We start from the raw sequence: 13477 nt of genomic DNA on the forward strand, positions 1-13477 counted from the left end.
CGCCCGCATGGCCGAACCTTATTACATCACCACCGCGATCCACTACCCCAATGGCAAGCCGCATATCGGCCACGCCTATGAGATGATCGCCGCCGACGCGATCGCCCGGTTTCAGCGTCAGGCGGGGCGCGACGTGCGCTTTCAGACCGGCACCGACGAGCATGGGCTGAAGATCGACCAGACCGCGCGTGCCCGTGGCGTATCCCCACGCGAACTGGCTGATGAAATGTCATCCTATTTCAGTGCGATGGCTGACGATCTGAACATCTCATATGATCGTTTCATCCGCACTGTCGATCCCGATCATTACGCCGCCAGCCAGGCCATCTGGAAGGCGATGGAGGCCAAGGGCGACCTGTATCTCGACCGCTACGAGGGTTGGTATTCGGTCCGCGACGAAGCCTTTTACGAGGAAAAGGAACTTTCCGAGGGGGAGGGCGGCATCAAGCTGTCGCCCCAGGGAACGCCGGTCGAATGGACCGCCGAGGAAACCTGGTTCTTCAAACTATCGAACTATCAGCAGAAACTGCTCGACCTCTACGACGCACAGCCCGATTTCATCAGACCCGATCGTTCGCGCAACGAAGTCGTGAAATTCGTCGAGGGTGGCCTGATCGATCTCTCGATCTCGCGCACCAGTTTCGACTGGGGCGTGCCGGTGCCGGATGCGCTGGGTCACGTGATGTATGTGTGGGTCGATGCGCTGACCAACTACCTGACCGGCATCGGCTATCCCGACGCGAACAGCGATCTGGCGCATTACTGGCCCGCAAACCTGCATCTGATCGGCAAGGACATCACCCGTTTCCACGCGGTGTATTGGCCCGCCTTCCTGATGTCGGCCGACATCCCGCTGCCAAAGGAAGTGTTCGCACACGGCTTTATCCTCAACCGGGGTGAGAAAATGTCGAAATCCACCGGCAATGTCGCCGACCCGATCGAGCTCGTCCGCCTCTACGGCGTCGATGCACTGCGCTATTTCCTGCTCCGCGAAGTCAATTTCGGCGGCGACGGTAGCTTCAGCGACGAGGCCATCGTCGCGCGCGCAAACGCCGATCTGGCTAACAGCTTCGGCAATCTGGCGCAGCGGACGCTGGCTTTCATCGCCAAGAATCTGGAGGGCGTGTTGCCCGAAGCCGGTCGCGCCGACCCCGCCGACGCTGAACTGCTCGCAACCATCGAGGAAGCAGGCCGGGAGTTTCGTGCCGCTTTCGACACCCTTGCGCTCAATCAGGGGCTGGAAGCCTGGATGCGCGCCGTCTTTGCCTGCAACCAGTATATCGACGTCCAGGCACCGTGGGCGCTGCGCAAGACCGACCCCGACCGCATGAATGCCGTCCTCGGCACGCTCGTCCGCGCGATCCGCGATCTCGCCATCCTCGTGCTGCCGGTTATCCCCGAATCCGCCGGCAAGATCCTTGATCAGCTGGGACAGGACGCGCGCGATCACGCCGCGCTGGACGACAAGGGCTGGTACGACACCTTGACGTCATCCGGCTTCCGCCTCGCACCACCGACCGGCGTGTTCCCCCGCCTCGAACTCGCGGCCCCGGCGGCATGAGGCTCGCCGACAGCCATTGCCACCTCAACTATAAGGGGCTGGCCGAGCAGCAGGACGAAGTGCTCGTCCGCGCCCGTGACAGCGGCGTCGTAGCAATGCTCAACATTTCCACGCGCGAGCGCGAATGGGATGACGTGCTGGCCACCGCCGAGCAACAGCCTGACGTGTGGGCCACGGTCGGCATTCACCCGCACGAGGCCGATCAACACGCGCATATCGACACCGCCAAGCTGGTCGAACGCGCCCGCCACCCGCGCGTCGTCGGCATCGGCGAAAGCGGGCTCGACTATTATTACGACCACAGCGACCGCGACCAGCAACGCACCAGTTTCCGCGCGCACATCGCCGCTGCGCGCGAAACCGGCCTGCCGCTGATCGTCCACACCCGCGATGCCGAGGCCGACACGGCGGAGATCATGGCCGAGGAGATGGGGAGGGGGGCCTATCCCGCCGTCATCCACTGCTTCACCGCCAGCGGCGAGTTCGCCGACAAGGCGCTGGCGATGGGCTGCTACATCTCGATCTCGGGCATCGTTACGTTCAAAAATGCCCGTGACTTGCAGGAAACCGCCGCGCGGTTGCCGCTCGACCGGCTGCTGATCGAGACGGACGCCCCCTTCCTCGCCCCTGTGCCGCACCGGGGCAAGACTGGTGAGCCAGCCTTCGTCGCCGACACCTGCCGTTTCCTGGCGCAACTGCGCGGGGAAGACCCGGATATGCTGGCGGACGCCACGCGCGAAAATTTCCACCGTCTTTTCGCCAAGACACTTGCATGAAGGTCCGTATCCTCGGCTCCGGCACTTCGTCCGGTGTGCCGCGGATCGGCAATGACTGGGGCGCGTGCGATCCGGCCGACCCGCGCAACCGCCGTACCCGCGCGTCGATCCTGATCGAAACCGCCACCACCCGCATCCTCGTCGATACCAGCCCCGACATGCGCGAACAGCTGCTCGCCGCCGGTGTCGCGGACGTGGACGCGGTGATCTGGACCCACGACCATGCCGATCATTGTCACGGCATCGACGATCTGCGTCAGTTGATGCACGCACGCGGCGCGCCAGTGCCCGGATTCGCGCGCGCCGCAACTGCCGTCAGTCTGCCCGAACGCTTTCGCTACGTATTCACTGGTGGCGGACCGTATCGCGCTACCGCCACGATCACGCCGCTGGCTGACGTCATGACGGTGGGCGACATCGAAATCCGCACGGTGGATCAGCCGCATGGTGGCATCACCTCGGCCGGCTTGCGGTTCACAGTCGGTGATAAGTCGATTGCCTATGCTACTGATTTTAATGAATTTACAACGAATATGCGACATCTCTACACAGGTCTCGACCTGTTCGTCGTCGATGCACTGCGCCGCGAGCCGCATCCCACTCACCCGCATCTGGCTCAAACGCTGCGATGGGCGCGGGAATGTGGCTCGCCCCGCACGGTTCTCATTCATATGGACACCAGCATGGACTATATGACGCTGAAAGCCGAATTGCCCGCAGGGGTCGAGCCGGGTCATGACGGCATGGAGATCATCGTTTGAGCGAAACACAAATCGTTCAGCTCGTCGCATTGGTCGGGTTTCTGGCGCTGGTGCTGGGTTCGCTCAGCGTCCGGCGGCTGCGCATTGGCTTCATCCTGAAGACGGTGCTTGGCTGGGCCGCCATTGCGTTGGTGATCTGGGTCATCGTTATCAACAAGGATCGCATCGCCGCCCAGTTCGGCACCATCGGCGCGCGGCTGGGCGTCAGCGAACCGGCGCAGGTCGCGCAGGGCGAAACCGTCCGCATTCGCCTGTCGCCCGATGGCCATTTCTGGGCACGCGCGACGATCAACGGGGTCGAGCGTCGCATGCTGATCGACAGCGGCGCGACCGTCAGCGCGATCAGCGAGACGACCGCGCGCGCCGCCAGGATCGATTATGAAAGCGGTATGCCGGTCACGGTGTCGACCGCGAATGGCACGGTGCAGGCGCGTCGCGGACGTGCGCAACGCGTGGATGTCGGGCCGCTCGGCACCGACGACCTTGTCGTGTTCGTCGCGCCCAGCTTTGGCGAGCTCGACGTGCTCGGCATGAACTTTCTGTCGCGGCTCAAAGGCTGGCGGGTGGAGGGGAACGTGTTGATCCTGGAACCGCAGCCGCGCGCAGCAACCTAGGTACAATTTAACATAATGTATATTATCGGACTTACGGAATGAGCGATCGGGAAGGCTCCCCGACACCGGAGGCACCCGCGATCACGCCCCCCGGCATCGAACGCCTGATGGCGATCATGGCGCGGCTCCGCGATCCTGTAGCCGGCTGCGAATGGGATACCGTTCAAACGTTTGAGACGATCGCGCCGTACACGATCGAGGAAGCCTATGAAGTCGCCGACGCCATCCAGCGCGGTGACCTGACCGACCTCAAGGATGAACTCGGCGACCTGCTGCTCCAGGTGATCTTCCACAGCCGCATTGCTGAGGAATCCGGCCATTTCGCGCTGGCCGACGTCGTCACCGGCATTTGCGACAAGATGGAGCGCCGCCACCCGCATATCTTCGGCGATGTCGAAAATGGCGGCCATCATTTGTGGGAACAAATCAAGGCCGATGAACGGGGGAGCAAGGGGGCGGCGGGCGCGCTGGACGGGGTCGCAATTGGCCTCCCCGCCCTGCTCCGCGCCGAAAAGCTTCAGAAACGCGCCGCCCGCACCGGCTTCGACTGGCCCGACCCATCGGGCGCGCGCGCCAAGATCGACGAAGAGATTGCCGAAGTCGAAGCCGCCAGCGACGCGACACGCGAAGAGGAGATCGGCGACCTGCTGTTCTCGGTGGTCAACTGGTCACGCAAACTGGGCGTCGACCCCGAAGCCGCATTGCGCGCTGCCAATGCCAAGTTCGAGCGCCGGTTCAGGGCGATGGAAGCGCAGGCCGGCGACGCATTCGCCGCGCTGGACCTCGATGCGAAAGAAGAATTGTGGGCGAAAGCGAAACGGCGCTAACCGATCACGCCGCTGCCGATTGCGCCTCGACCACCATCAGCGTCTGCCCGTCATATTTCTCGGATTCCGGCAGGAACAACCGGCTGATCTGGAACGACCGGTCGGTCAGCGTCAGGCCTTTCAGCCCATCCAGCTTGAACGTTCCGATCCGCTCCTCACGCGGCATGATAAAATCGCGCGACACCACCTGCGCATCGACATAGAGCGAGCCGCCGCGCGTGTAGAGGATGTGCGGTGCCAGCACCATTCGCGTGCTGTTGTAGATCGCGGACACACACAACTGCCGAACGATCGCTTCCAGCGCGATCGGTGTCGGGTTCACGGGCGAGTCGGTGTCAGCGGTGTCAGCCATCCACCCAATGTGGCAATTATGCTGCGTTGCAGCAAGAGGCATCGTGCTTACCATCGCAAAAAATGCAATGCGCGATGTCTATTTCTTGTGCCACGGCATCACCAACAGCCACGGTTTTGGCCGCCCACTGGGCTTCGCTGTCCCGTTAAGCCGCTCGGCGCGCAGGATTTTGACCGGCTTCAGGATCATCTGTCCGCGCATCACGCCGCGCCCAGCACCCGTGGGCATCGCCAGCATGCGCCGCACCACATCCATCCCCCCAATCACCTTGCCGAACGCGGCAAAGCCCGGATTGCCGGGGCGCGCGTCCAGCGTCGGGTTGTCACCCACCATGATCGAGAAATTACCGCTCGCCGAATTGGGGTTCAGCCCATGCGCCATCGATATCGCGCCACTCAAATGCCTGATCCCGGTGCGACTGGTCGGCTCCAGCGGCAGCGCGGGCAGGATGCGCCGTGCATCGGTGCCGATCCCGCCCTGGACGAATCCATATTTCGGATCGGTCTTGCGCCGTGCCGAGCGATAGAATTCGGTTCCCTCCAGCCGCCCGTCATCGACGTAGAGCATGAAATTGGTGACCGTTTTCGGCGCGCGACGCGCATCGAGCGCCAGCGTCACATTGCCGACTGAGGTGACCAGCCGGACCCGCACGACCGCCGGTTCGGGCGGTGCTGCGGAAACGAGGAGAGCAGCAAGAAACCCGATAAAACAACGCTGAACCAGCATCATGCGCCGCGAACCTCGAACCTCTCATAATCCTTGGGTGACATCCGCACTTCATAGATCGCCAGATCACCCTCGACCCGATGGCCGATCACTTCGCCATGCTGGTGCAGCCAGGCCGCGCCTGCGCCGTCGCCGGAGCCCAGCGTTACATGATAGCGCCGATGTCCCTCGGTCAGCCGCGCCGCGACGGCGGCGATCAGCGTATCGACGCCCTCCCCGCTCAGTGCCGACACTGCGACGACATCCTCGCGCTTGCTCGCTTTTTCCAAAGCAATCGCGCGCGCCTCCTCGTCCAGAAGGTCAAGCTTGTTCCACGCCTCGAACCGCGGGGTGTCGCGGTCCACGCCGATATCGGTCAGCACCTGCTCGACATCGTCGCGCTGCGCCTCGCTGTCGGGATGCGCGATGTCGCGGACATGGATCAGCAGATCGGCCGACACCACTTCCTCCAGCGTCGCCTTGAACGCCGCCACCAGCTGCGTCGGTAGTTCGGACACGAACCCCACCGTGTCCGACAGGATCGCCTTGTCGATCCCGGGCAAAGAAATCTGTCGCAAGGTCGGGTCCAGCGTGGCGAACAACAGATTCTCCGCCATGACGTCGGCACCCGTTACGCGATTGAAAAGCGTCGATTTTCCGGCGTTGGTATAGCCCACCAGCGCGATCACGGGCCACGGCGCCCGCTGCCGCCGCTCACGGTGCAGCCCGCGCGTCCTGCTCACCGAATCCAGCTCACGCTTCAACCGCGCCATCCGGTCGCGGATCAGCCGCCGATCCGCCTCGATCTGCGTCTCGCCCGGCCCGCCCAGAAAGCCAAAGCCGCCACGCTGCCGCTCAAGGTGAGTCCAGCTGCGCACCAGCCGCCCTGCCTGATAGTCCAGATGCGCCAGCTCGACCTGCAACCGCCCTTCGGCGGTGCGTGCCCGTTCGCCAAAAATTTCCAATATAAGGCCAGTGCGGTCGATCACCTTGCACCCCAGCCCGGTCTCCAGATTGCGCTGCTGCACCGGGGTCAACGCGGCGTCGAACACCGCCAGCGTCAATTCCTGAGCCGCCACGATTTCCGCCAGCGCCTCGACCTGACCCGACCCGATCAGCGTCCCCGGCTTCGGCGCACGAATCCGCAGCGCCGACCGCTCGACCACCTGAATGCCGATCGCGAGCGCAAGGCCGGCGGTCTCGTCCAGACGCGCCTCGGCATCGCGCGTGCTCCCGCCCATGTCGGGATAAACGACGATCGCCTTCGCGCCCCGTGCGAACTCATCGGGGTCGCGGTCGAATCCGGTGCTCATGACGTCATGATCAATCGGCGTCGACGTCGTCGGCCAGGTTCAGCGGGTGCGCCGGCTGAATGGTGGACACCGCATGCTTGTAAACCAGCTGGTACGCGCCGTCGCGCTGAAGCAGCATGCAGAACAGGTCGAACGCCGCGATCCCGCCCTGCAGCATCACGCCATTGACCAGGAACATGGTCACGCTTTCCTGCTGACGCTTCACGGCGCCCAGGAAGATTTCCTGCAATACCGGGTTCTTCGACGCCACTTCGGGCACCGCATCGACGATCGACGCGACATCGACCGACCCCGACGGCATGATGGTGGAAATGGCGTGTTTGTAGATCAGCTGCGACTGGCCGTCGCGGCGCAGCAACACGGAAAAATTGTCGAACCAGGTTACGATGCCCTGCAGTTTCACGCCCTTGACCAGGAACATGGTAACCGGAGTCTTGGATTTGCGGAGTGCATTCAGGAACAGGTCCTGAAGAGAAGTATTCTTGTCGGCCATGTTTACGGCTTTCACTGTTTTTGGCGGGATTTACCCGCTTGGCGCCGTTTCCCGGCGTCGGAGACACGCCAACCACGGCGCGTGTCCGCAATGTAGGGTGTCGGCGGGGTGAGGTCCATAGGTTCGGACTTGAACAATTCGGGCCGGTTCATATCTGGACGGTGCGAGGCCACGCCCTCCCCGCTATATGCGGCCCAGCCCGGGACGGCCCGGCTCTTCGTAAAGGAGGGCCATATGGCCTGGATTTATCTGACGCTCGCCGGCTTGCTCGAAATCGTCTGGGCCGGCGCAATGAAACTCTCCGACGGTTTCACTCGTCCCCTCCCCGCGCTTATCACCCTCGTCGCAATGGCGGCGAGCTTCGCGTTACTGGCATTGGCGATGCGCCAGCTGCCACTCGGTACTGCCTATATGATCTGGACCGGTATCGGCGCGATCGGCGCGTTCGTGGTCGGGGTCGTGTGGCTGGGCGAAGGCCTCAGCGCGACCCGCCTGATCGCCGCCGCACTGATCGTATCGGGCATGGCGCTGATGAAATGGGCGTCCTGAGAATCCCTCTCCCATCGGGAGAGGGAGGGAGTGCCGAAGGCGCGGAAGGGTGAGGGCAGCATCGGCGGCGGGCTGCCCTCACCCTCCCACTCGCTGCGCTCGCGGGTCCCTCCCTCTCCCGATGGGAGAGGGAATCAATCTACTCCTCCCGCCCCTCGCTGATGCCCAGCAATTTCAGCTTCCGGTGCAGCGCCGACCGCTCCATCCCGATGAAATGCGCGGTGCGGGAGATATTGCCCGAAAAGCGCCGGATTTGTATCCGCAGATATTCCCGCTCGAACGTCTCGCGCGCTTCCTTCAGCGGCGATCCCATCATCGCGGACGCGCCGGCACCGCCGCCCTCGGCACTGCGGCGGCCCAGCACTTCGGTGGGCAACAGGTCGATATCGATCCGCCCGATCCGGTCGCCCGGTGCCAGGATCACCGTGGCCTCGACCACATTGCGCAGCTGGCGGACATTGCCCGGCCATTCATAGCTTTGCAGCGCGACCATCGCATCCGATGCAACTTCCGGCGTCGGCACGCGGCGGCCGGTCGCATAATGCGCGACGAAATGATCGACCAGCGACGGAATATCCTCGCGCCGATCGGCCAGCGGCGGGATCGCCACCGGCACCACGTTCAGGCGATAGAACAGGTCCTCGCGGAACCGGCCCTCGGCGATTTCGGTCATCAGGTCGCGGGCGGTGGCGGAAACCACCCGCACATCGACCTTTACCTGACGCTGCCCGCCGACCCGGCTGAACTTCTGTTCGGTCAGCACGCGCAGGATGCGGCCCTGCGTCGTCATCGGCATGTCGGCGATCTCGTCCAGGAACAAGGTCCCGCCATGCGCCTGTTCCAACAGGCCGGGATGGACCAGATCGCCATCCTCGACCCCGAAAAGCTCCTCCTCAACGCGCTCGGGCGTCATCCGCGCCGCATTGACGATCACGAACGGCCCGGCCGCACGCAGGCTCCATTCGTGGAGCAACCGCGCGGCGACTTCCTTGCCCGTTCCCGGCCCACCGGTAATCATCACCCGGCTGCCGGTCGCCGCCACGCGTTTCAGCGTCGCGCGCACCGCGTTGATCGCGCCCGAACTCCCCGTCAGGTCGCTCTCGCGCCCCACCGTCGCGCGTAGCGATGCCACTTCACGTCGCAGCCGCTCGGTCTCGGTCGCGCGCTCGACGAGCCACAACAGCCGCTCGGCCTCGAACGGCTTTTCGATAAAGTCCGATGCCCCCCGCCGGATCGCCGCCACCGCCGTATCCAGATTGCCGTGGCCGGAAATGACCAGCACCGGGATCGACGGATCGCGCCGCTTGATCTCATCAAGCAGTTCCAGCCCGTCGAGCCGCGATCCCTGAAGCCATACGTCGAGCAGCACCAGACTCGGCCGCCGCTCGGCAATCGCCTCCAGCGTCGCGTCGCTGTCGGCGGCGGCGCGCGTCTCATAGCCCTCATCCTCCAGCACGCCCGCGACCAGCTCGCGGATGTCCGCCTCGTCATCGACGACCAGGATATCGAGTTTCATGATGCAATTCCGTTCTTTGTACGCGTCAGTACGGCGGGAATCACGCCGCCGGGCGCTTCGTCGGCGTCACCGCCGGTTCCCGCCAGCCGTTCCAGCGTGGCCGTGTCGAAGCACAGCGACACGATCGTGCCGCCACCAGGGCGATCGGCAAATGCCATCGTCCCGAAATGCTCCTCGACGATCTTCTTGACGATCGCCAGCCCAAGGCCGGTGCCGCGGCTGCGCGTCGTCATATAGGGCTCGACGATCCGCTCACGCTCGGCGGGCAGGCCGATGCCATTGTCCGCGATATCGAGCAGCAACTCGCCTTCGTCGCCCTCGCGGATCGTCAGTGCGATTTCGCCCTGCTCCCCGCTTTCCCGCGATTCCACCGCCTCTACCGCATTCTTGATCAAATTGGTCAGCGCCTGCCCCAGCTGTCGGCGGTCGCATACCAAAGTCGGCACTGGATCGGGATGGGTGAAGGCGAAACGGATCTCGGGCTTGGCGACCTCGTGCAGGAACAGGGTCTGCCGCGTGATATCCAGCAGCGATTCTTCGCGGAACACCGGCTTCGGCATCCGCGCGAACGACGAGAACTCATCCACCATCCGCCGCAAATCGCCCACCTGCCGCACGATCGTGTCGGTCAGCTTGGCGAAGGTACCGTCGTCATTCTCGATCTTCTTGCCATAGCGCCGCTGGAGCCTTTCGGCGGCCAGCTGGATCGGCGTCAGCGGGTTCTTGATCTCATGCGCGATACGACGCGCCACGTCTGACCATGCCGCCCGCCGCTGGTCCAGCAACTGCTGTGTAATATCGTCGAACGTCAGCACCTGCCCCGCTTCGTCGCGGGTGATCTTCACCGCCAGCGTGCGGGCCTCACCGCCGCTGGTCAGCTGCACGATATCCTCGCGCGTCTCGCCGCCCAGCACTGCGTCTAGTTCCGGCGCGACATCCGCCAGCAACCGTCCGACAGGCGCCTCCCCCGGCTGCAGCAACGCCATCGCCGAGCTGTTGATAAGGCGGATACGCCGATCCGCGTCGATCGACAGCACGCCCGCTGTCACGCCCGACATCACCGCCTCGATCAGCGCTCGACGGCTTTCGGACTCGGCATTGGTGGCAACCAGCGCGTTGGTCTGTTCCTGCAACCGGTCGGTCATCCGGTTAAACGCCGTCGCCAGCGTGCCGATCTCATCCTGCGACTTGGGCATCGGCACGCGCGTGCCCAGATCGCCCTCGGCTACGTCGCGTGCCGCCTTCACCAGATCCCCGACCGGCCGGACGAGACGGTCGGCAATCTCCAGCGCCACCCACACCGCCAGTCCGACGATCAGCAGTGACAGGATCAACAGCGCGACGTTGAACTGCAACTGCAACGCCCGCGACCGCTCGGTCAGCGTGCGATAGCTGGCGACAACCGATTCCGCCCGGGTTTTACGATCCAGCAGCGTGGGATCGATCACGCGACCGACATACAGATAGGTATCGTTGGATCCGACTAGACGGATCAGCGCGCGCACGCGGCCACCGGCATCCTCGACCACCGCGCCTTGTGCGCCGGCCTTGATCTTGCGCACGGCGGCGCGGCTGATCTGCTGTTCGATCAGCGCTTCATAGGGATTGAGGATAATCAGCGTCTGAAATTCGCCTGAAGGCGCCTCGCGCACGATTGCGGATTCCGACAACTCGCGCTGCTTCGTCTGGTCCGCGAAATATTGCACGAACCGCTGATCGTCGATCGGTACTTCACGCAATGCACCGCTCAGATCGGATCCCATTGCTTCCGCGTTCAGCCCGACCCGATCCTTGATATCGTTGATGCTACCCGCCGCGATCGTCGATGCATTCTCCAGCATCCCGCGCGCACGGTCCGAATACCAGAATTCGACGCCATATTGAAACAATAGCGACGCCACGATCGACACGAAGATCGTCGGCACGCTCGCCAAAATCGAAAAGATCGCCACCAACCGCACATGCAGTCGCGCGCGCCCGCCCAGCGGCGACAAAGCCGCCCGCCGCATCGCCACGCGCCGACCTGCGAGCACGATCAGCGCGACCAAAGGCACGAGGTTGCCGACCAGCAACAGCGCCACCAGCGGCGGCGTCAACAACCGCTGCGATCCGGTATTCCCGCTGATGACGAAATAGCTGGCGATCACCACCGCAACCGCGATGACCAGCACCGCCAGCTCAAGCGGGGGCGTGATTTCCAGCCGCCATTGGCGCTTCTCGGGTTCGACAATCGGCACAGCGACAGCGGTCATCGTTGCATGGTTACAACAAGACCGTTGCCTTGAAAACACACTTATTGCGTCGGCCCGTCGCTAGGCGGGATCGTCCTGCCGCCCGCCGCCGACATCAATCCCCAACGTATCCAGCCGCTTGCGCAGCGTATTCCGGTTGATCCCCAACGCCCGCGCCGCGCGCAGCTGATTCTGACCGTGGCGCGCGAGCATCGCTTCGATCAGCGGGCGCTCGACCTCGCCAATGATGCGATCGTACAGCGTCCCGTCCTCCAGCACCCCCGGCTCCTCGATCGCCAGCCGCTGCAACCGCGCCGCCACCGCCGCCTCGATCCCCTCATCGCGCGCGGCGGGCAGCATCGCCCCCTCGCCCAGCATCGCCCGCACCCCACCGGCGTCGATCCACTCGTCACGGTGCAGCGCGGCCATGCGCCGCATCAAATTCTCCAGCTCGCGGACATTGCCGGGCCAGTCATGCGCCTCCAGCGTGGCGATCGCATCGTCGCCTACCGCCTTGCGCGCCAACCCGTCCTCCACCGCGCGGTCGAGGAAATGCCGCGCCAGCAATGCGATATCCTGCCGCCGCTCCCGCAACGCAGGCAGCGCGATCGGCACCACGTTTAGCCGATAGAACAAATCCTCGCGGAACGCCCCCGCCGTCACCTGGCTCATCAGATCCTTGTTCGTCGCCGCCACGATCCGTACATCCGCCCGGATTGCCCGCGATCCGCCAACCGTCACGAACTCACCCGATTGCAGCACGCGCAACAGCCGCGTCTGCGCATCCATCGGCATGTCGCCAATCTCGTCCAGGAACAATGTCCCGCCCGACGCCTGCTCGAACTTGCCCGCCACCCGCGCTCCGGCCCCGGTAAATGCGCCCTTTTCATGCCCGAACAGCTCGGCTTCGATCAGCTCGCGCGGAATCGCCGCCATGTTGATCGCCACGAACGGCGCACGCCGCCGTGGCCCCAGATCGTGGATCGCCTGCGCCACCAGCTCCTTGCCGGTCCCGCTCTCTCCGGAAATCAGCACGGTCAGCTCGTTCGACACGACGCGTGCAATGACGCGGTAAACCTCCTGCATCGCCGGCGACCGCCCGATCAGCGCGACGGCATGATCCTCGGTCGAGGGCAGATCGTCGACCAGCCGCCGCCCGCGTGCCAGCGCGCTCGCCACCGTCGTCGTCAACGCGTCCAGATCGAACGGCTTGGGCAGATAATCGAACGCCCCCGCCTCGGTCGCGCGCACGGCGGTGGCCAGCGTGTTCTGCGCCGACAGCACGATCACCGGCAGCTCCGGATATTCGCCCGTCAGCGTCGCCACCAGATCCAGCCCATTGCCATCCGGCAGGATCACATCGGTCACCACCACATCGGGCATCGTCAGCGCCATTTCGCGCTTCAACTCGCCCAGCGACGCCGCGGCCGTCACCCGGTGCCCCGCCCGCCGCAGCGCCTGCGTCACCACCGTGCGGATCGCGGCGTCATCGTCACAGATCAGGATGGCACCGGTCACGCTCATGCCGCCCGTCCGCGATATTTCACCAGCACGTAAATCCCGATCCCCATCCACACCAAGTTCAACGCCGCCGACGGCAACGCCCCGCGCACATAGCCATTGATCAGCATCCCCACCGCACCCGCCACGTTCATCGCCTGATAGGCCACGCCCCGTGCGTTCAGCTTCCCCGCCGACAACAGGGCATAGGCGACCAGCACCAGTCCCGCCCCGAACCACCCGACCACATCCACCCACAACAGCGTCATGCGTCGGCGC

The 13477-nt window shown here is 64.4% G+C and carries 14 protein-coding genes; 6 read left to right on the forward strand and 8 right to left on the reverse strand.

Features of this window, described 5'->3' with window-relative positions:
• The first annotated feature begins 7 nt into the window (after nt 1-7).
• From metG to mazG, 5 genes are read left to right on the forward strand one after another with little or no spacing between them, the layout of a single operon-like run.
• On the forward strand, nt 8-1561 hold the full coding sequence (metG, locus tag U1702_RS05035) for a methionine--tRNA ligase (RefSeq protein WP_332722612.1): 1554 nt from the start codon (nt 8-10) through the stop codon (nt 1559-1561).
• Nucleotides 1558-2337, forward strand: a complete 780-nt coding sequence (locus U1702_RS05040; RefSeq protein WP_332722613.1) for a TatD family hydrolase — start codon at nt 1558-1560, stop codon at nt 2335-2337. The genes metG and U1702_RS05040 overlap by 4 nt, the downstream gene beginning before the upstream one ends.
• Entirely contained in the window at nt 2334-3098 is a 765-nt protein-coding gene (locus tag U1702_RS05045) for an MBL fold metallo-hydrolase (RefSeq protein WP_332722615.1), read from the forward strand. Before U1702_RS05040 ends, U1702_RS05045 begins: the two co-directional genes overlap by 4 nt.
• On the forward strand, nt 3095-3712 hold the full coding sequence (locus U1702_RS05050) for a retropepsin-like aspartic protease family protein (protein ID WP_332722616.1): 618 nt from the start codon (nt 3095-3097) through the stop codon (nt 3710-3712). The genes U1702_RS05045 and U1702_RS05050 overlap by 4 nt, the downstream gene beginning before the upstream one ends.
• A 38-nt stretch (nt 3713-3750) precedes the next feature.
• On the forward strand, nt 3751-4539 hold the full coding sequence (gene mazG / locus U1702_RS05055) for a nucleoside triphosphate pyrophosphohydrolase (protein ID WP_332722618.1): 789 nt from the start codon (nt 3751-3753) through the stop codon (nt 4537-4539).
• A 4-nt stretch (nt 4540-4543) separates the two neighbouring features.
• Here mazG and U1702_RS05060 read toward each other — a convergent pair whose 3' ends face one another.
• The 4 genes from U1702_RS05060 to hfq form a co-directional block, all read right to left on the reverse strand.
• On the reverse strand, nt 4544-4891 hold the full coding sequence (locus U1702_RS05060; protein WP_332722620.1) for a WYL domain-containing protein: 348 nt from the start codon (nt 4889-4891) through the stop codon (nt 4544-4546).
• Nucleotides 4892-4969: 78 nt separating this feature from the next.
• On the reverse strand, nt 4970-5620 hold the full coding sequence (locus U1702_RS05065) for a peptidylprolyl isomerase (protein WP_332722622.1): 651 nt from the start codon (nt 5618-5620) through the stop codon (nt 4970-4972).
• Complete coding sequence (hflX, locus tag U1702_RS05070) at nt 5617-6909, reverse strand: GTPase HflX (protein ID WP_332722624.1); 1293 nt, start codon at nt 6907-6909, stop codon at nt 5617-5619. Before hflX ends, U1702_RS05065 begins: the two co-directional genes overlap by 4 nt.
• A gap of 10 nt (nt 6910-6919) precedes the next feature.
• Nucleotides 6920-7402 carry an RNA chaperone Hfq gene (hfq, locus tag U1702_RS05075; RefSeq protein WP_332722626.1) on the reverse strand — a complete coding sequence of 161 codons (483 nt, stop codon included), beginning with the start codon at nt 7400-7402 and terminating at the stop codon, nt 6920-6922.
• 234 nt (nt 7403-7636) lie between these two features.
• Here hfq and U1702_RS05080 point away from each other — a divergent pair, with 234 nt between their 5' ends.
• Nucleotides 7637-7951: a DMT family transporter gene (locus U1702_RS05080; protein ID WP_332722628.1), complete on the forward strand. Its 315-nt coding sequence runs from the start codon at nt 7637-7639 to the stop codon at nt 7949-7951.
• Nucleotides 7952-8090: 139 nt separating this feature from the next.
• Here U1702_RS05080 and ntrX read toward each other — a convergent pair whose 3' ends face one another.
• Genes ntrX through U1702_RS05100 form a run of 4 tightly spaced genes read right to left on the reverse strand, consistent with a single transcriptional unit; the run spans nt 8091 to nt 13467 of the window.
• Nucleotides 8091-9467, reverse strand: coding sequence for a nitrogen assimilation response regulator NtrX (gene ntrX, locus U1702_RS05085; RefSeq protein ID WP_332722630.1), 1377 nt, complete (start codon nt 9465-9467; stop codon nt 8091-8093).
• The gene (locus U1702_RS05090; protein WP_332722631.1) at nt 9464-11719 is read right to left on the reverse strand and encodes a sensor histidine kinase; all 2256 of its coding nucleotides are present in this window, start codon (nt 11717-11719) and stop codon (nt 9464-9466) included. Before U1702_RS05090 ends, ntrX begins: the two co-directional genes overlap by 4 nt.
• Before the next feature lie 60 nt (nt 11720-11779).
• Nucleotides 11780-13222, reverse strand: coding sequence for a nitrogen regulation protein NR(I) (gene ntrC / locus U1702_RS05095; RefSeq protein ID WP_332722633.1), 1443 nt, complete (start codon nt 13220-13222; stop codon nt 11780-11782).
• Complete coding sequence (locus U1702_RS05100) at nt 13219-13467, reverse strand: CBU_0592 family membrane protein (protein WP_332722635.1); 249 nt, start codon at nt 13465-13467, stop codon at nt 13219-13221. Before U1702_RS05100 ends, ntrC begins: the two co-directional genes overlap by 4 nt.
• Nucleotides 13468-13477 lie beyond the last annotated feature (10 nt).

Source organism: Sphingomonas sp. LT1P40 (genome assembly GCF_036663835.1).
GTDB lineage: Bacteria > Pseudomonadota > Alphaproteobacteria > Sphingomonadales > Sphingomonadaceae > Sphingomonas.

Coding starts and splice junctions, on each gene's coding strand:
- U1702_RS05040 (WP_332722613.1), top strand. CDS start 1,558: ATGAGGCTCGCCGACAGCCATTGCCACCTCAACTATAAGGGGCTGGCC.
- U1702_RS05090 (WP_332722631.1), bottom strand. CDS start 11,719: ATGACCGCTGTCGCTGTGCCGATTGTCGAACCCGAGAAGCGCCAATGG.
- ntrX (WP_332722630.1), bottom strand. CDS start 9,467: ATGAAACTCGATATCCTGGTCGTCGATGACGAGGCGGACATCCGCGAG.
- metG (WP_332722612.1), top strand. CDS start 8: ATGGCCGAACCTTATTACATCACCACCGCGATCCACTACCCCAATGGC.
- U1702_RS05080 (WP_332722628.1), top strand. CDS start 7,637: ATGGCCTGGATTTATCTGACGCTCGCCGGCTTGCTCGAAATCGTCTGG.
- hfq (WP_332722626.1), bottom strand. CDS start 7,402: ATGGCCGACAAGAATACTTCTCTTCAGGACCTGTTCCTGAATGCACTC.
- U1702_RS05100 (WP_332722635.1), bottom strand. CDS start 13,467: ATGACGCTGTTGTGGGTGGATGTGGTCGGGTGGTTCGGGGCGGGACTG.
- U1702_RS05060 (WP_332722620.1), bottom strand. CDS start 4,891: ATGGCTGACACCGCTGACACCGACTCGCCCGTGAACCCGACACCGATC.
- ntrC (WP_332722633.1), bottom strand. CDS start 13,222: ATGAGCGTGACCGGTGCCATCCTGATCTGTGACGATGACGCCGCGATC.
- U1702_RS05065 (WP_332722622.1), bottom strand. CDS start 5,620: ATGATGCTGGTTCAGCGTTGTTTTATCGGGTTTCTTGCTGCTCTCCTC.
- hflX (WP_332722624.1), bottom strand. CDS start 6,909: ATGAGCACCGGATTCGACCGCGACCCCGATGAGTTCGCACGGGGCGCG.
- U1702_RS05045 (WP_332722615.1), top strand. CDS start 2,334: ATGAAGGTCCGTATCCTCGGCTCCGGCACTTCGTCCGGTGTGCCGCGG.
- mazG (WP_332722618.1), top strand. CDS start 3,751: ATGAGCGATCGGGAAGGCTCCCCGACACCGGAGGCACCCGCGATCACG.